12 protein-coding genes are annotated in these 17493 nt (G+C 72.1%); 2 read left to right on the top strand and 10 right to left on the bottom strand.

Annotation, left to right across the window (positions count from 1 at the left end; genetic code table 11):
* Positions 1-2 precede the first annotated feature (2 nt).
* The 10 genes from CIB93_RS08470 to CIB93_RS08515 form a co-directional block, all read right to left on the bottom strand.
* Positions 3-2975, bottom strand: coding sequence for a hypothetical protein (locus tag CIB93_RS08470; RefSeq protein ID WP_096625656.1), 2973 nt, complete (start codon positions 2973-2975; stop codon positions 3-5).
* Positions 2972-3397 carry a DUF6507 family protein gene (locus CIB93_RS08475; protein WP_096625744.1) on the bottom strand — a complete coding sequence of 142 codons (426 nt, stop codon included), beginning with the start codon at positions 3395-3397 and terminating at the stop codon, positions 2972-2974. Before CIB93_RS08475 ends, CIB93_RS08470 begins: the two co-directional genes overlap by 4 nt.
* A gap of 58 nt (positions 3398-3455) precedes the next feature.
* Positions 3456-3767 carry a pore-forming ESAT-6 family protein gene (locus tag CIB93_RS08480; protein ID WP_096625658.1) on the bottom strand — a complete coding sequence of 104 codons (312 nt, stop codon included), beginning with the start codon at positions 3765-3767 and terminating at the stop codon, positions 3456-3458.
* Positions 3768-3822: 55 nt separating this feature from the next.
* Complete coding sequence (locus CIB93_RS08485) at positions 3823-4155, bottom strand: hypothetical protein (RefSeq protein WP_096625660.1); 333 nt, start codon at positions 4153-4155, stop codon at positions 3823-3825.
* Between the two features lie 141 nt (positions 4156-4296).
* The gene (locus CIB93_RS08490) at positions 4297-5715 is read right to left on the bottom strand and encodes a DUF6177 family protein (RefSeq protein ID WP_096625662.1); all 1419 of its coding nucleotides are present in this window, start codon (positions 5713-5715) and stop codon (positions 4297-4299) included.
* A gap of 135 nt (positions 5716-5850) precedes the next feature.
* Positions 5851-9843: a type VII secretion protein EccCa gene (gene eccCa / locus CIB93_RS08495; protein WP_096625664.1), complete on the bottom strand. Its 3993-nt coding sequence runs from the start codon at positions 9841-9843 to the stop codon at positions 5851-5853.
* Between the two features lie 5 nt (positions 9844-9848).
* Positions 9849-11042: a MinD/ParA family protein gene (locus tag CIB93_RS08500; protein WP_257002094.1), complete on the bottom strand. Its 1194-nt coding sequence runs from the start codon at positions 11040-11042 to the stop codon at positions 9849-9851.
* Positions 11043-11097: 55 nt separating this feature from the next.
* A complete protein-coding gene (gene eccD / locus CIB93_RS08505; protein WP_096625748.1) occupies positions 11098-12441 on the bottom strand; it encodes a type VII secretion integral membrane protein EccD in 1344 nt (447 codons plus the stop codon).
* Positions 12442-12540: 99 nt separating this feature from the next.
* Positions 12541-12807 (bottom strand): hypothetical protein, encoded by a 267-nt coding sequence (locus CIB93_RS08510; protein WP_096625666.1) that lies wholly within the window; start codon positions 12805-12807, stop codon positions 12541-12543.
* 91 nt (positions 12808-12898) lie between these two features.
* The gene (locus tag CIB93_RS08515; protein WP_096625668.1) at positions 12899-14524 is read right to left on the bottom strand and encodes a PucR family transcriptional regulator; all 1626 of its coding nucleotides are present in this window, start codon (positions 14522-14524) and stop codon (positions 12899-12901) included.
* Between the two features lie 300 nt (positions 14525-14824).
* Here CIB93_RS08515 and speB point away from each other — a divergent pair, with 300 nt between their 5' ends.
* Together speB and CIB93_RS08525 are read left to right on the top strand one after the other, a co-directional pair.
* Positions 14825-15805: an agmatinase gene (gene speB / locus CIB93_RS08520; protein ID WP_096625670.1), complete on the top strand. Its 981-nt coding sequence runs from the start codon at positions 14825-14827 to the stop codon at positions 15803-15805.
* Positions 15802-17484 (top strand): thiamine pyrophosphate-binding protein, encoded by a 1683-nt coding sequence (locus CIB93_RS08525; protein ID WP_096625672.1) that lies wholly within the window; start codon positions 15802-15804, stop codon positions 17482-17484. The genes speB and CIB93_RS08525 overlap by 4 nt, the downstream gene beginning before the upstream one ends.
* Positions 17485-17493 lie beyond the last annotated feature (9 nt).

The raw sequence follows: 17493 nt of genomic DNA on the forward strand, positions 1-17493 counted from the left end.
CCTCAGAAAATCTTGAAATGCTTCATATGAGCTCCAGCGTACGTGCCTGGATTCTCCGAGGCTTGAACGAGAACGTATTGCAGAGTTTTGTTCTCGATTGCGGCACGGATCTCCTGTGCATATTTGGCGTCGAGCGGCGATGTCAGCGCGCGCGACTCCATATCGGCGACGATGGTGCGCACGTACTCCAGAGTGCCCTGCTTCACCATGGTGCCACTGTCGAGGATTCCGTTACCCCGGCGCCAGTCCAGGTTGGCGTTGGGGCCCTTTGCCTCGACGATCACCAGATTGCCGTCCTTGGTTCGCCAGAGTTGGTCGAACCGCTTGGAGCCGTTGGGCGTGTTGGGAAGATCCGTGATCTCCCGGGAGCCTTCGAACCCACCCTGAAGCATGAGGTGGCGACGGGCCGCGTCTTCGCCCAGGGCTTCCCCCAGCTTACTGTTGTTCGGTACTCCCTCACCGACTGTCGCATCGTACTTCGCCTGTGCCTTGGCGAGCGTGTCGGCGTTGTCGAGGGAGGGAGTGGTTTGGTAACCCTTGCTTGCGGCAGTGAGCTCCATTCCAGCCCGGCGCTTTGCTGAAACGTCGTCCAAGTGCTTGAGATCCTCAGGGCTGACGGTGTCGCGCCCTCGGTGCATGGGCTCCAGCCGGTAGCTTTCACCATTTGCGTACGGCAGATCGTCCGCTGCCATCCAGCTACCGTCGTCCCGCCTGGCCAGCTTTGGCAGGAGCTGGCCGTCGACCTTTCGGCGAGAGCTCTCACGGCGGCCGATTTCGTCGTAGTTCTCCTTGAACCAAGGACCACCCTCGTTCGCCAGTCGCACGTGTTCACGAGTGATCGCCGCACGCTGCTCAGGAGTCCGTTCAGAGGGAGGAACGTCGCGAGCCGCCTCGTACTCCGCGATGGCCGCAGCCTCGTCAGAGGATCGCGCGGGGACATCGTTGTTACGCCCACCGGTATCCGCTGCCGACGGGCCCGGCACGGTGCCGTCCACCGCAGATCCGCCGGGCGTGTTGTGGCCAACTCCGGTAGCAGGGGGTTCGGGATAGCTGCCGCCCGCGCCCGTACTGTCTGTTCGGGGTGGACCGGGCCTTCCATTGTCCAGGTTGTTCGTCGGCACGTGGTCACCCCGGCCGCCGTGGGCCGGGCCGCCCGGGGTGCCGTTGTCCAGGCTGTTGGTCGGCAGGTTGTTCGCGGCCGTCGTACCGCCCGGCAGGTTGTTCGCGGTTCCGCCCGGTGTCCTGTCGAGGTGCGAGCCGCCGTTGCCCGTGCGGCCGAGGTCGTCGCCGAGTCGGCCCGTGTCCCCCAGGTCCGCGCTCAGGCGGATGGGGTCGCCGCCGGTGCGGGCGCCTGCGCCGACGAGGGCCGACTGTTCGGCGGGGGTGCGGGGCAGGGGGCTGTCGGCGTCGGTTCTGATGGGGGCGCCGTCGGTGGGGGTGTCCTTGGGGGCTGCGGTGTGGTGCTGTTTGAGGGTGCCGTCCTCCGTGAGGATATTGCCCTCGCGGTCGAGGTGGATGACGTTGCCGTCGGCGTCGACGTCCTTGATGGTGCCCTCGGGCAGGGCCGTGGTGCCCTCGGGGAGTTTGAGGGAACCCTCCGCGATGGGCAGGGAACCGGCCGGTGGGGCCATGCCTTCGGGGAGGCGGACCACGCCGTCGCCGAGGTCGAGCGCTCCGGCGGGGATGTCCATGCCGTCCGGGAGCTTGACCGTGTTCTTCGGGACGGCGAACGCGCCGTCGGGGATCGCCGCGCCCTCGGGCAGGTGCAGGGTGCCGTCGGCGAGCTTGAATCCGCCGTCCGGGAGGGTGACCGCGCCCTCGGGGACCGTGGGGATCTCGACGTTGCCCATGCCCTTGAGACCGGACATCACATCGCTGGTCTTCGTGAAGCCCGCCCCCGCGCCCTTGAAGAGGTACGTCATCGGGTCGATGGCCCGGCCCGCCTTGCCCGCGAACGACAGGGCCTTCGCCGCGGCCGCCGCCTTGCCCGCGCCGGCGGCGGCTCCGCCCGTGCCGCCGGTGAAGACGGTGGTCAGGACGTTGAAGGTGACCGCGCCGGCGGCGCGCGAGGGGTTCTCGCTCCACTGGTCCCAGGCCAGGAGGGCCTTGCCGGTCTCCTTCATCGCGGTGCGTGAGTCCCGGAGCCAGGAGGGGAGTTGGTCCTCCGGCGCCATCCAGAACGCGCCCGCCAGCGGGGTGCTGGAGATCGCGATACCGGTGACCAGCTTGCCCAGGCCTGTCCAGGCCTGCTTCGCGGCGTCCCAGCCCTCGGTGCCGAACAGGGTGCCCAGGCCCTTGATCGTGCCCCAGACGCCGTCGACGAAGACGCCCTTGGCGAAGTCCCAGGCGTGTTCGTGCAGGTGCCACCAGGGCTTCGATTCCTGGACCGGGTCGCCCCAGGGCAGGCCCTTGGCGTTCTTCATGGCCTCGGCGTCGTAGCCGTACATGCCCTTGCCGTTGGAACCGTCGTTGGTCTTCAGTTTCTGCCCGCCCGGAACCAGGGCGATGATCTTGTTGTGGCAGGCCCGCTCCACCGCCTGGAACGCCGCCCAGGTCTCGGCGATCTCGCTACGGCGGTTGTTGTTCTCCTCGACCAGGTCGCCGTCCTCGCGCCACTTGTCGTCCGCGTTGGCCTTGGCGAGGAACGTCCCCGCATCCCGCTTGAGCTGCTTCAGCTTCTCGACCAGCGGGTAGGCGTCGTCCGAGTAGGCACTCAGCGCACTCGCGATGGTCGCCACGTCCGACTTCAATGACGCACCCCGGTCCGCGACCGGTTTCGTCACCGCGAACAGCTGCTCCGCCTCCGGGGCCTTGTAGAAGGCCTGGAGTCCGCCGAAGCTGCTGTGGATGTCCCCCGCGGCCGTGGCGATCTTCGCCCCGCCCTTGCTCAGCGCGGTGACCGTGGTGTCCAGCAGCGCGAGGTCACCCGTGAAGACCGGTATGCCCTCCAGATTCACCGGCTGGTTCTCGCTCACTTGCCGGCCCCCAAGTCCTTCAGCACGTCCAGGCGGACCGACTTCGCCGCGTTCTGCGCCTGCTTCGCGGTGTCGAGGTCGCCCTCCACGTACTCGTTCGTCGCCGTCGCCGCACCCAGAACCGCCGCCTGGATACGCTCGGCCATCGACTTCAGCTGCGACTGCCGGGCCTGCGCGTACTGGCCCAGCGCCGCTGCCACCGGACCTGTCGCCGCCCGCGACAAGGGGGCCTGCCCCGGAGCCACCGGGCCCTGCAACGGAGTGCTCGCCGCCGTGCCCGGCACCGCCGTACCCGCCGCCTGCGCTGCCTGCGACAAGTTCTTCATCAACGCGGTCAGCGCCTTCTCCAGGTCACCGGCATGCCCCCCGACCACCTTCAGCTGACCCTGAACACCCTGCGGTTTGATATCCCACGCCGACACCGACAAGCCCCCGAAACGCCCAACCAGTCCTGAACTGCTGTCCTTACCCGCTCTTGCGTCAGCCGATGTTGTCCACTGCCGCCTTCGCCCGCGCCAGCGTCTGCGTGGCCGTGCCGTCGTTCTTCTCCAGCGTCGTACGCAGCAGCTGAATGATGTTCCGCACCTCCTGCGAGGTCGCGTTCCACCGCAGCTCCTTGCCGTGGTACTCGTCCGCCACACCGTCAGCGGCGAAGTCGTTCATCGCCGCCTTGACCTGCGTGTCCCGCGCCGTGATCACCTGCTCCAGCCGGGCGATCACCGCCTGGATGTTCCCCTGTACCTCGGTCGAGGCACTCGTGTCGTACGACCGCCGGTCCGTGCTGCCCGCCATCACCCATCAACTCCCCGTCAGTGAAAACCTGTACGTGCCTGTCGCTGTGCCGCTGTCAGCGGCCGCCGAACCTCGCCGCGTCGAAATTCGCCGACGCCATCTGCGACTTCGCGTTCTCGCCCTGCTCCTGATCACCCGAGCCGAACGCCGCGTCCATCCCGGACTGGCCGCCCAGGATTCCGGAGAGCGACGCGTTCAGCGCGCCCGTGATCTCGTCCGCACGGTTCTTGAAATCGTCGAAGGCGACCTTTCCCGCCCCGTTGAACTTCCCCTCCAACGGTTCCGCCGCCGCGATCAACTGCCGGATCAGCGTGCCCAGGTCCGTACTCGCACCCTGCGAATGCGACACCAACGTCGACAGGACCGACGACCCCATGTCGAACTTCATCGGGTTCCCCCACCGTCTCGAATGATCATATGAATGTTCGGATTCATGTCTATCAACTCAAGCATCACTACTGCAATCAGCAATCGAACCGATCGTCATTGGTGACCAACTCATGACATCGGGCAGAAGGCCGCCCGTGCCCTAAGCGCCCTTCAGATGCCGTACGAGCCTCTCGAAGTCCTGCCACCCCGACAGGTCCGAGGGGTCCCCCGGCAGCGGGTAGTACAGCGCAGGCCTGGTCCTCGGGCCGAGCTGCACCGGCGGCTCGGACAACGGAGTGCGGCGGGCCCGGTCGTCCGGCATCGCGCGGACCTCCTCCGGGCCCAGGACGAACGCCAGCGGGACTCCCGGCCCCTCGAAGCGCGGCGGTACGGCCAGGTCGCGTCGTGCTTTGCGAAGTTGTACGAGCATCGACTGGAGGCGGTGGCGGGTGGCGAGCGCCTCGGCGGCCGCGGGGAGGGTGTCCAGTGGGGGCTTCTCGTCGCTGCCGTAGCCGAACGCGAGCGTGACCTCCTCCTCCACGCCCGCCTTCGTCCGGGTGACGCGTACGGTGGCGATCCCCGGGCGGTCGCGGTGGCCGACCACGACGAACCAGGTCGGCTCGGGCGCCCGCTCGTGCGCCAGGTCGGTCAGCCGAGCCGGGGACCACGGGAGGGTCGCCGGTTCGGAGGTGCCCCAGCCCGCGGGCGGCCGGCCCGTCAGCTCCCGCCACACCGTCTCCAGGCCGCCGCCGAGCACCAGCCGCTCGTCCGCCGGGTGCACCATGCGGAAGGTCAGGGCGAGCTGGCGTTCACCGGTGTCGCGGACCCGCTGGTAGGCGGCCGCGACCGGAGTGCTCGGGTCGCCCTCCGTCGCCTCGGGGGAGACGACCGGGGCGAACATGCCGTCCTGCCAGCGCAGTACGGCGCCGGTCAGCCCGTCGTAGTAGCCGTCCTCCTCGTCCTGGACGATCCAGCGGGACGGCCATCCGCCCAGCGTGTCCCGGACGGCCGGGGAGAGCGAGGTGCCCGCCGGGCTGACGATCTGGAGGCCGATCCCGGCCTCCGCCGCCGCGCGGAACGCGTCCGAGAGCCACGCTGTCATCGCCACCACCGGGCGGTCCTGGATGACGACCGCGACCTTCTCCGTCAGGACGTCGATCGCGGGCTGGGCCGCCGCCGGCTCCGGGGCCACGCTCACCCCGTCCGTCTTGACCACGGCGAGCGAGCCGGTGGCGTCCGGCGGCCAGGCCGAGCCGCCGATCAGCGAGACCAGCCGGGTCGCGAACGTACCCGCGAGCTGTTCCGCCTCCGCGACGCCCGTGGTGGCGCGGGCCTCCGTCCACCAGTACGGCACCGGGGGCGCCGTGGTCCCGAGCAGCCGTTCCGCCTCGCCCTCGACGGAGACCAGCAGCGGGGCCTCCACGGAGACGAGAGGGCGGCCCTCGGTGTCGCAGAGCTGCACCACGGCCCCCTCGCCCCGCGTGCCCACCAGCTTGTCCGGGCCGCCGGAGAGCAGGCCCGCCAACACGGCCCAGGGGTCGGGCATCCGGGGGGTGAGAGCGATGACGTCCTTGGTCATGGGAGGGGCGTCCTGGCCTTCCTGCGTCGGCGGGAGATGAATGGGGGTGCGTGGGTCGCAGCGGTCTGTGCGCCGTCCGGTCAGACGGATGCGGCTCGCAGCGGTCTGTGCGCCGTCCGGTCAGACGGATACGGGTCACATTGGGCTGTACGCCGTCTGGATCAGGCGGTTCGGCTGGCCCCGGCGGATGAACACGCCGCGTCCCGGTGCCTGCTGGGACGCGTACACGCCGGGGAACAGCTGGCCCTCGCTGCGGTCGCCCGTCATCAGCAGAGCCGAGGCCCCGGACTCCCGCAGGCCCTGGACCAAAGGCTCGTACATGCCCCGCGACGCACCGGCGACCCGGCGCGTCAGGACGAAGTGGAGGCCGATGTCGACCGCCGAGGGGATGTACGGGAGGAAGGCCGACAGCGGAGACTGTCCGGCGGTCGTGAGTACGTCGTAGTCGTCGACCAGGACCACGATGCGCGGGCCCTTCCCCCAGTTGCCCGGCTCCAGGTCGTCCAGGCGGGCGTTCTCGTCGGGCAGCCGCTTCTCCAGTTCGGTGGCGATGCCTGCCGAAAGGCCCGCGCACAGCTTGGAGTTGTACGCGTAGCCGCCGTTGAACTCCTCCGGCACCGCACCGCGCAGCGAGCGCCGGGGGTCCATCACGGCGAACACCAGCTCGTCCTCGCGGTACCGGTCGATCAGGCCGTGCGCGATCGTCCGCAGCAGGTTCGTCTTGCCGCACTCGCTGTCCCCCAGCACCAGCAGATGCTGGTCGTGCTCGAACAGGTCGAGCAGTACGGGTGCGAGGGCGGACTGGTCGAGCCCGATCGGTACGCGGGTGGGCTCGGCCGCCGGGCCGGGCAGCGCGTGCGGCTCCAGAACGTGCGGCAAAACCCGTACCGGCTGCGCCACTTCACCGCTCCAGGTGGCGCGGACCGAGCGGGCCGTGCGTTCCAGGACCGTCCCCAGGTCCACCGTGTCGGCGACCCCGTCCGTACGCGGCAGGGCCACCTGGGCGAAGAGCTTCCCGTCGGTGAGGATCCGGCCGGGCTCGTCCGGTGACAGGGTCTCGGCGAGCTTGCGGTCGATGCTGGACTCGCTGGGGTCGTTCAGCCGGAGCTCGACGCGGGTGCCGAAGTTCGACTGGATGGCGATGCGCACGTCGTTCCAGCGCAGCATTCCCGCGACCACGTGGATGCCGTAACCGCCGCCCCGCTTGAGGATGTCGGCGATCGCGTCGTCCAGCTCCTCGAAGTCGTCGCGGAGCGCGCCGAATCCGTCGATGACGAGCAGGATCTCGGCCGACGCCAGTTCGGGCAGCCTGCCCGCCGCGTGCAGGGTGCGCAGTTGCTCGACCGAATCGATGCCGTGCTCGCGGAAGAGGTCCTCGCGCAGCGCGAGCATGGTGCGGACCTCCTCGACGGTGCGGGCCGCCCGCTCCCGGTCCGCGCGGCCCGCGATGCCGCCCACGTGCGGCAGGCCCGACAGCGCCTGGAGGCCGCCGCCGACCAGGTCGAGACCGTAGACACCGACCTCGCGCGGGGTGTGGGTGAGCGCGAGGGAGAGGACGAGGGTGCGCAGCAGCGTCGTCTTGCCCGACTGCGGTCCGCCGATCACCGCCGCGTGGCCGCCCGCCACGGTGAGGTCCAGGAACCACCTGCCCTGCCACTGCCGCGCCGGGTCGTCTAGCAGGCCGACCGGGACGCGCAGCGGTCTGCGGTCGCCCGCCGTGCCGGCTCCGGCCAGCCGCATCCCGTGCGGGCCGATGTCCAGCGGACCGGCGACGGTGTCGAGGGCGGTGGCGGTGGGCAGCGGGGGCAGCCAGATGCTCCGTACGGGCGGCGCGGCACCGGTCAACTGATCGACCATGACGCCGAGTTCGGTGGGGCCCGTCTCGCGGCGGCGGGACGCGGGTTCCGGGGAGTGCCGGGTCTCGTCCGGTCCGGCCAGGGTGTTGAACGCCTCGTACGGCAGGGCGAGCGGACCGGCCTCCTCCTCGTCGGCGGTGCGGACCGGGCCTCGGTAACCCCCGGACACGTAACCGGCCTTGAAGCGGGAGTAGTGGCTCGTGTCGACCTTCAGATAGCCGAATCCGGGCAGCGGAGGCAGGTGGAAGGCGTCCGTGGTGTCCAGGACCGTGCGGGACTCGTCGGCGGAGAAGGTCCGCAGACCGAGGCGGTAGGAGAGATAGGTGTCCAGGCCCTTGAGCTTGCCGCCCTCGATGCGCTGGCTGGAGAGCAGCAGATGGACGCCGATGGAGCGGCCGATACGGCCTATGGAGAGGAACAGGTCGATGAAGTCCGGCTTGGCGGTGAGTAGTTCGCCGAACTCGTCGATCACCACGAACAGATGCGGCAGCGGGTCCAGATCCGGCCGCTTCTCGGCGCGGAGGGCCGCGTAGTCCCCGATGTCGGCGACGTTCCCCGCGTCTTTGAGTGCCTGCTGGCGGCGCTTGACCTCACCGGCGAGGGAGGAGTGGACGCGTTCGACGAGCCCCGCCTGGTTCTCCAGGTTGGTGATGACCCCGGCCACGTGCGGCAGGTCCGCGAACGGGGCGAACGTCGCCCCGCCCTTGTAGTCGACCAGGACGAGTGCCAGGTCCTCCGGCGGGTGCGTGGCCACCAGGGCGAGGACGAGGGTGCGCAGCAGTTCCGATTTTCCCGAACCGGTCGCGCCCACGCACAGTCCGTGCGGGCCCATGCCCAGCTCCGAGGACTCCTTGAGGTCCAGGAGCACCGGCTCGTGCGAGTCGCTGATGCCGATCGGGACACGGAGGAAGGCGCGTTCGCCGCGCGGTGCCCACAGCCGGTCCAGGTCGAGCCGGGCCACGTCGTCGATGCCGAGCATCGTGGCGAACTCGACCGGCCCCGACAGCGGGGCGTCGGCGAGCGACTCGGCGGACAGCCGCAGCGGCGCGAGCATCCGGGCCAGGCCCTCGGCGTACGGGATGCCCGCCTCGTCCACCGTGCCGTGGGCCTCCAGGGGCTCCGGGGCCCGGAGGTCCTCGATGGTCACGTCCGTGCCCTCGACGGTGATGCGTACGGAGACGTGCCCCGGTTCCTGCACCCGCCGCTCCAGCAGGTGCAGGACGGTGACGCCCATCTCGTGCAGGCTCACGGCGTCGTCCGGGCGCGGCAGGTCGACCGCGTCCTCGCCGTGCCCGTCGGTGACGACGAGCAGCCGGGAGTTCATCGACAGCGCGTCCCGCCCGGCCAGCCCGCGCCGGACCTCGGCGGCGTACGAGGCCCGGCGGCGCAGCTCCGGACCGAGCTGCCGGGCGAGCTGAGGGGCGGAGGGGGCGATGCGGCGGGCGGCGACCGGGCCGTCGAACCGCTCGGTGTCGAGCAGATGCGGCAGCCACTTCGCCCACTCCCAGTCGTCCATGCGGTCGCCGGGCGCGGCGAGGGCGATCGCCACGTCGTCGGGGGCGTGCAGGGCGGCGGCCTGGACGAGCAGCGCGCGGGCCACCCGCAGGCAGTCCTCGCGGGCGCCGATCACGCTGACGTTGCCGATCCGGTCCAGCGGGACGGTGAGCGGCAGCTCGGTGCCGTTGCGGAACCGGTTCACCAGCGCCGACGCCTCGTTGAGCATGAAGAGGTCGGGCGGCGTGAGCACCGTCGACCCCGGCTCGGCGATCTGGAGATCCCGTACGGGCATCTCGCCGGTGCCGACCCGTACCCGCAGGAAGTCGTCGTCGACCCTGCGCCGCTCCCACAGGCGCGCCGGGTCGCGCACGATGTCGTACAGGGCGTAGGGCGGGGGGTTCAGCACGTCGGCGTGTTCACGCCGCTCGCGCTCCTCCGCCGAGAGCTCCTCGCGCAGGTCCTCCACGTAGGCCAGGTAGGCCTCGCGCTGGGTGCGACGGGTGCGCTGGGCCTTGCCGCGCTGGGAGAAGAGCAGGGCGACGGAACCGATGACGGTGACCACGAGGACGAGTGCGCCGAGTGCGGCGAACTGGCTGTTGCGGACGACCGTCATCATCACGACCGACGACATGACCCCGGCCACGGGCAGCAGCGACATCGCGATGTTGCCCGCCTTGCCCTCGGGGAGGTTGGGCGGGGCCTCGATGGTGCGGGGCGCGGGGGCGGCCGGCGGGCGGGTGGTCCGGGCGGGGCGGTGGATCAGACGCGTGCTCATGGGCGTTACCGGCGCTTCTGGGAGAGCTGGAAGACCTCGGCGGCCAGCCGGGTGGCGGCGAGCCGCGTCGGCCGGGCGAGCAGTTCGGTGCGCAGGGCGCCGCCTTGCGCCAGGTGCCGGTCGTGGGGCAGCACGTGCACGGCCGCGCCGGTGGACCGGAGCTTCTCGGCGGCGGCCGCCAGGTCGATCCCCGGGCGGGCCGTCGTAGCGGTGAGGGCGACCACGGTGCCCTCGATCATGTGGCGGGGCAGCCCCTGCATCCACTGGAGGACCGCGTACGTGCTGGTGATGCCGTCCAGCGTGGCGGGGGCGACCAGTACCCGGGCCTGGGCGGCGGAGAGCGCGACTCGGGCGACCTCGGCGGGCAGCGTCTCGCAGTCGACCACGGTCACGCCGAAGTACCGGCGCAGCGCCACCATGACCCGCTCGTAGGCGGAGGCGTCCAGCATCGCGCCGATGCGGCCCTGACTGCCGGGCAGCAGCCAGGCGTTGTCGGGGAGCTGGACGAGGTAGCCGGTGACGTCGAGCAGCGACATCTGTGGTTCCACGAGGTCTGCCAGATCGGCCGTGGTCCAGCGCAGAGTCTCCGCGCCGACGCGCAGGGGCAGTGAGCCGAGCGCCGGATCGGCCTCGACGAGGAGGACCGGGTCCTGGCGGTAGTGCGCGTACGCCGTGCCGAGCAGGGCCGCCACGGTCGTCTTGCCCGCACCGCCCCGGATGGAGGTGACGGCGATCTGCCGCCCGGTCGTGACCGGCTGCTGGAGCGTCCCGGCGGTCCGGGTGAGTTCGGCGACCTCGCGGGCCGCCGAGGAGGAAACGATACGGCGCACGGCGCGCGACGCCCGGACGACGAGCGGTTCACCCCGCAGCGGCTTGCGTACCGTGCCGCTCAGTGCGCCGTCCACCACGGGCCGCGAGTCGGGGGACCGGTAGGGGCGCCGGGGGCCTGCCGGACGGGGGGCGGGGGAGCGCGGGGCCGGGGCGGGCGGGATGGCCGGGGGGTTCTGTCCGGCGGGGGCGGCAGCGAGGTGCTCGGTGGGTACGGGGGCGGCAGCGAGGTGCCCGGTGGGTGCTGAAGGGGCCGGGGGGCCGCCGTCAGGGCCCGCCGCGTGCCGGTCACCGGAGCTCGCCGCCTGCCGCGGGGGCGTACCCCTCAGATCGCGCAGCACATCGCCCTGCCAGTTGTCCGCGTTCGGCATGTCTGCCCTTCTTCTCCGCTCCGCCGCCCCGACCGGAGCCGCCCGCGCATGGATGTCAGAACTTGTTGAGCAGCTGGCCGTACATACCGAACACGCCGATGGCGAGCGGGAACATCCCCACCATGCCGATCGACTCGACCAGGTCGGCGGTGCGCCGCAGCCGCACCCGTACGTGCTCGGGAGGCTCCACCGCCAGGGCGAGCAGCGGCAGCAGCGCCGCCGCGCCGAGCACGGCCACGGGGCCCGCGGCCCCGGACGCCTGTTCCATCCACAGCATCACGAGACGTACGAACAGGACCCCCGCGGCGGCGAACAGGGCCACCACCTCGGCCACCAGCGGAAACGCGCGTGCCCTCGACAGCAGCACCACCGCGACCAGCGAGGACAGGAGCACCGTCCACACGGTCGGCCGCGCGGCCAGGGTGAGCAGCCAGCCCGCCGCTGCCGCCGACACCGCGGTGACGACGGTGGCGAGGGCCAGCCCGCGGTGCGTGGCGGCCAGCGCGTTGGACACGTCGTGGCGGCTGACGGGCATTCCGCCCGAGCGCCGGTCGTCGAGCGCCGTGAGCCCGGAGGCCATCAGGGCGAGGCGGGGCAGCATGCCGAGCAGGACCATGGAGAACACGGCCATCACCGCGCCGATCCGGGCCGGATCGGACTCCACCGCGGCCACGGCCTCCCACACCGCCGTCACGGCCGCCGTGGCCCCGGCGCCGATGAGGCCCCCGCGGCCCAGCGGGGAGAAGACGCCGAGCAGCGTCAGCGCCAGGGCCACCGCAGCCGCCACCGCGGCGAGCCGGGCGGGGCCCGGCCAGCCGTACGCGTCGGCGGCGGTCCAGGCCGTGAGAACGCCGAGGCCGCCGGAGACGAACAGCAGCGCGGTCGCCAGACCGCGGTTGCCGGACCCGAGCCGGGAGATCAGCGCGCCGCCCACCAGGAGTACGGCGGTGACGACCGCGAGGGCGCCGGCCAGCGCGTCGAGCGGGAACTCGCGGCGGGCCAGCAGGGCGGCGAGCACCGCGAACACCACGGTCGCCGCGCCCGCGCCGACCCGTCGCACGGCCGGACGCCAGCGCCAGGCCTGTAGGTCGAGGCTGTCGGCCACCTGGTCCGTGACGTCGTGGACCACCGGGGCGGGCGGCGCGGCGTGGGTCCTGACCAGGCGGAGCACGGCGCCGTCGCTGACCCCGGCCGAGGCCAGGGTGCTGTCGTGCGGCAGCGCCGAGCCGTCGGAGGTGATCAACTGCCGGGTCAGCGGCCGCGAGGCTGCCCGGTCGTCCAACAACTGAAGAATGTCCGGAAGCAGTTGGCCGATAGGAGTATCGGAGGGCAGCACGATGTCGGCCCGCCGCCGCTCGCCGACGAGGGTCACCCGGCTCAGTTCCGTCCGGGATGTTATTGCTGTTCTCGCCATTTACGGCAACCTATCATCGCGACTTTCCGGAATTTCGGGCCAATTGGGCAAAGTGCACCGTGATTCCGGCCTCTCGGGAGGAATTCACCGGGGCTCGTACCGCTGCGCCTGCCGTTGCTGCTGTTGCTTTTCCTGCTCGGCCTTCTGTTTGTCCAGGGTGTGCTGGAGGAATGACCAGCCGACGCACCCGGCGCACAGCACGGCGGTGATGGCGATGCCCGCGAATACCTTCCCGAGCCGTTCGTCGGCCGTGCGCCGTGCGCGTCCGGCGCCGAAGAGCAGGGCGTCCCGCATCCGGCGTCGGCGTACCCCCACCGATTCCAGCAGCTGACTGTCGTAATCCCGTGCCATGCGATCCCCCTTTGCCGCTGCAACATACCGAGGGGCGGGCGTGGAGTGCACACCAGGGTCGCCGGGACCGGGCACCGCTGTCCGACACACGTCACCCCTGCCGCAGCGCGAACCACAACTCCGTCCGTACGTCCATGTCGTCCAGGTCCGTGCCGAGCAACGCCGCGCACCGCCCGATGCGTTGGCGGACGGTGTTGCGGTGGACGCCGAGGGCCACCGCCGTGCGGTCCCAGCTGCCGTGGAGGGAGAGCCAGCAGCGCAGGGTGTCGGCCAGGGGCGCGGTGAGCGGGGCGAGCAGGGTGCGGGCGTGGGCGGCCGCCTGGTCGGGCGGGATCAGGGCGGCGAGGCCGCTCGCGAGGGAGTCCACCGCCAGCGGGGCGCGGGTCGCCTCCGCGCGGGCCAGGGCGCGGGCGGCCAGGGTGTCGGCGGCGTCGAGAGCGGTGAGGGGGGTGGGGGCCGATGCGCCGAGCGTCCAGCCGGGTTGGGGGGCGACCCGGGTGGGCTCACCGCCTCCCGGCACCAGCACCCGTACCGCGTCCCCGCCGCCCCGCCCCGCGTCCACCAGGGCCGAGCCCAGAGAGGCGCCCAGAGTGCCCGCCGTCAGGGCGTCCGCGGGGGTGCCGTCCGTGCGGCGGGCGTGGACCACCGCCCACGGGCCCTCGGGGCCGACCAGCGGGGCCACTTCGGCGGGGGAGGCGCCCAGGAGCATGCGGACCAGGGCTGCCGAGCGGCCCGCCGCGTCCGCGCCCTGGTGAGGGGCGGCGAGGAGGGAGAGCAGGACGACCGCGATGCCCGCCACCGTGTGGTCGCCTGGCTCCCGTCGCCGGGTCGCGAGGGCCAGGACCAGGCCCTCGCCGCCGCCCAGGGCGTACGCCGAGAGGTGGGTGCCGCCGTGGGCGTCGGTGGCCGAGGCGGGGGAGCCGGGGCGTACGCGGGCGACCACCCGGGCCAGCCGGGCCAGCGCTTCCGCTGTCGGCCCTTGGGGTGCGTGACGCCTCGCCGCATGGGTTTCCCCGGCCGGGCTGCGGCCTGCCGTGTACGTCTCCTCGACCGGGCTGCGGCCCCCTGCGTGGGTCTCCTCGGCCGGGAGGCGCCCCGCCGCGTGTACCTCCTCGCCCTTCGCCGTCAGCAGCACCGCCCGGCCGCCGAGCTGCGTCGCCAGCTGGTGGAGCACCGCCGGTACGGGGTCGGGGCGGGCCGCGGCCGAGGCCAGGGCCTGCTGGGCGCGGGTCACCCGGCGCAGCTCGCGGTGGCGGGCTTCGGCCATCAGGCGCCACACCGCCCGCGCGATCGCGGTGAACGGGGTCTCCGGCGGGACCTCCAGCAGCGGCAGCCCGTGCCGGTCGCACGCCTCGATCAGTGCCTCGGGGACCGTCTCGTGCACCGGGCGCACCCCGAAGCCGAGGGCCGCCGCCCCCGCCTCCACCAGCCGGGCGACATAGTGGTCCGGGTCCGTGAGCAGCACCCCGGCGCTCAGCAGCAGCTCACCGCCGAGCAGGTACGGGTACGGGTCGGCCATCTCCGAGGTGTGCACCCAGAGGAGGTCGGCCTCGGCCGGGCCCGCGATCCGGCGCAGGCCCAGGCCCTTGCTCGCCAGGAGTTCCCCGAGCGGGATGGGCGGGGTGGGGGGCCCGCTCACCGGCGTGGCTCCCGCGGAAGCCCCTGCGGAAGACGCGGAAGCCCCCGCGGGCGGAGTCGGCATGGGCGTTTCCTCCATTCAGCACGTCGAGAATGGAGGAAACGTACACTTCAGCGCCGCCGTTCGGCCACCTACCGTCTTCCTCGCACCTGCATCTGCCACCTGCCCTTTGCCAGCTGTGCGAGCGGCTGGCGGGGCGGGGCGGGGCGGGGCGGCCCGGACGCCGGAGCCGCGGCGGAGGCCCCCGCCGGACCGAGCCCGTCCGGCGTCTGAGGACGGCCCCCCCGGGCCGGATTCGGGGCGCGCCGGATCACCCCGCACACTGGACACCGTACGAAATCCGAAACCCGTACGAAAACGAAGGAAAGGCACACCCCCATGAGCAGCACCGAAGCGCCGCGCGGCCCCATCGACTCCTCCCGCGTCCCGCGGTACGCCGGGCCCGCGACGTTCGCCCGGCTGCCCCGGCTCGACGAGGTCGGCCGCACCGACGTCGCCGTGGTCGGCGTGCCCTTCGACACCGGGGTCTCCTACCGGCCCGGCGCCCGCTTCGGCGGCAACGCGATCCGTGAGGCCTCCCGGCTGCTGCGCCCGTACAACCCGGCCCAGGACGCGTCGCCGTTCGCCCTCGCGCAGGTCGCGGACGCCGGGGACATCGCGGCGAACCCGTTCAACATCAACGAGGCCGTCGAGACCGTCGAGGGCGCGGCCGACGACCTGCTGTCCACCGGCGCACGCCTCATGACGCTCGGCGGCGACCACACCATCGCGCTGCCCCTCCTGCGCTCCGTCGCCAAGAAGCACGGGCCCGTCGCGCTGCTCCACTTCGACGCGCACCTGGACACCTGGGACACCTACTTCGGGGCCGAGTACACCCACGGCACCCCGTTCCGCAGGGCCGTCGAGGAGGGCATCCTCGACACCTCCGCGCTCTCCCACGTCGGCACCCGCGGCCCGCTCTACGGCAAGCAGGACCTGACCGACGACGAGAAGATGGGCTTCGGCATCGTCACCTCCGCCGACGTCATGCGACGCGGCGTCGACGAGATCGCCGACCAGCTGCGCCAGCGCATCGGCGACCGGCCGCTCTACATCTCCATCGACATCGACGTCCTGGACCCGGCGCACGCCCCCGGCACCGGCACCCCCGAGGCGGGCGGTCTCACCTCCCGAGAGCTCCTGGAGATCCTGCGCGGGCTGTCCTCCTGCCACCTGGTCTCCGCCGACCTGGTCGAGGTCGCCCCGGCGTACGACCACGCCGAGATCACCTCCGTGGCCGCCTCGCACGCCGCGTACGAGCTGACGACGATCATGTCCCGCCAGATCGCGGCGGCGAAGGAAGCCAAGGACGCCAAGTGAGCCACGATCACGACGACCGGCCGCGGCTCACTCCCGCGCAGGCCGCCGCCGTGCTGACCCCGCCGCCCGGCCGCAACGGCGGTGACCTGGTCGTCGAGTCCCTCCAGGGGCTCGGCGCGACCACCGTCTTCGGCCTGCCCGGGCAGCACGCGCTCGGCATGTTCGACGCGCTGCGCCGCTCCGCCCTCTCGTACGTCGGGCTCCGTGTCGAGAACAACGCGGGCTTCGCCGCCGACGCGTACGGCCGGATCACCGGTGAGGTCGCGCCGCTGCTGCTCTCCACCGGGCCCGGTGCGCTCACCTCGCTCGCCGCGCTCCAGGAGGCGGCCGCCGCCTCCGCGCCCGTCCTCGCGATCTCCAGCCAGATCCCGGCGGCGGGGCTCGGCGGCGGGCGGCACGGCTATCTCCACGAGTTGCGCGACCAGCAGGCCTCCGTCCGCGACATCGTGAAGTCCGTGCACACCGTGCGGACCGCCTCGCAGATCCCGTCCGCGATCGCCGCCGCCTGGGAGTCCGCGCTGAGCGCCCCGCATGGGCCGGTCTGGGTCGAGATCCCGCAGGACGTGCTGCTCACCGAGACGACCTTGCCGGTCGTCAGCGCCATGGATGCCACCCCGCGCGAGCTCCACCCGCGCCCCGAGCTGACGATCGCCGCCGCCCACCTGCTGTCGAACGCCGAGCGGCCCGTGATCCTCGCGGGGGGCGGAGTCGTCCGCTCCGACGCCTCCGGCAAGCTCCTCGCGCTGGCCGAGAAGATCGACGCCCCGGTCGTGACGACCTTCGGCGGCAAGGGCGCCTTCCCCTGGGAGCACCCGCTCTCGCTGCGCTCCTGGCTGGAGGACCGGCACACCACCGACTTCCTGGAGGACGCGGACGTCCTGCTCGTCGTCGGCTCGGGCCTCGGCGAACTCTCCTCGAACTACCACACCTTCCGCCCGCGCGGCCGGGTCATCCAGATCGAGGCCGACGCCGGGAAGCTGGAGTCCAACCACCCCGCGCTCGGCATCCACTCCGACGCCCGCGAGGCGCTGGCCGACCTCCTGGAGGCCGTCGAGCCGCGGCAGGACGCGGGCGTCGCGGAGCGCGTACGTACGGTGCTGGAGAAGGTGCGGTCCCGGATCGCCGCCCAGGACCTCACCCTGGAGCAGCAGGTCCTCGCCGCCGTCCGCGAGGCGCTGCCCGACGCCGCGCCCAGCTTCTGGGACATGACGATCCTGGCGTACTGGGCCTGGTCCGCGTTCGATGCCCGGCACCCCAACACCATGCACTCCGCCCAGGGCGCGGGCGGTCTCGGTTACGGCTTCCCGGCGGCCATCGGGGCTGCCACCGCCGACCCGACGAAGCCGGTGCTCGCGGTCTCCGGTGACGGGGGCGCGATGTACTCCATCGCGGAGCTGGCCACCGCCCGTCAGTACGACCTGCCGCTGACCTGGCTGATCGTCGACGACGGGGGCTACGGCATCCTGCGCGAGTACATGACGGGCGCTTTCGGCGAGGCCACGGCCACGGAACTGTCCCGCCCGGACTTCGTCGCCCTCGCCGAGTCCTTCGGCGTACCGGCCGTCCGTACGACGCCGGAGTCGCTCGCCGCCGACCTGTCGAAGGCCCTGGCGGCCCCGGGGCCGTCCGTCGTCGTGCTCCCGGTCCTGCTGCGGATGTTCGAGCCGACGCATCTGTAGGTCCGCATT

Source organism: Streptomyces sp. WZ.A104 (genome assembly GCF_002382885.1).
GTDB lineage: Bacteria > Actinomycetota > Actinomycetes > Streptomycetales > Streptomycetaceae > Streptomyces.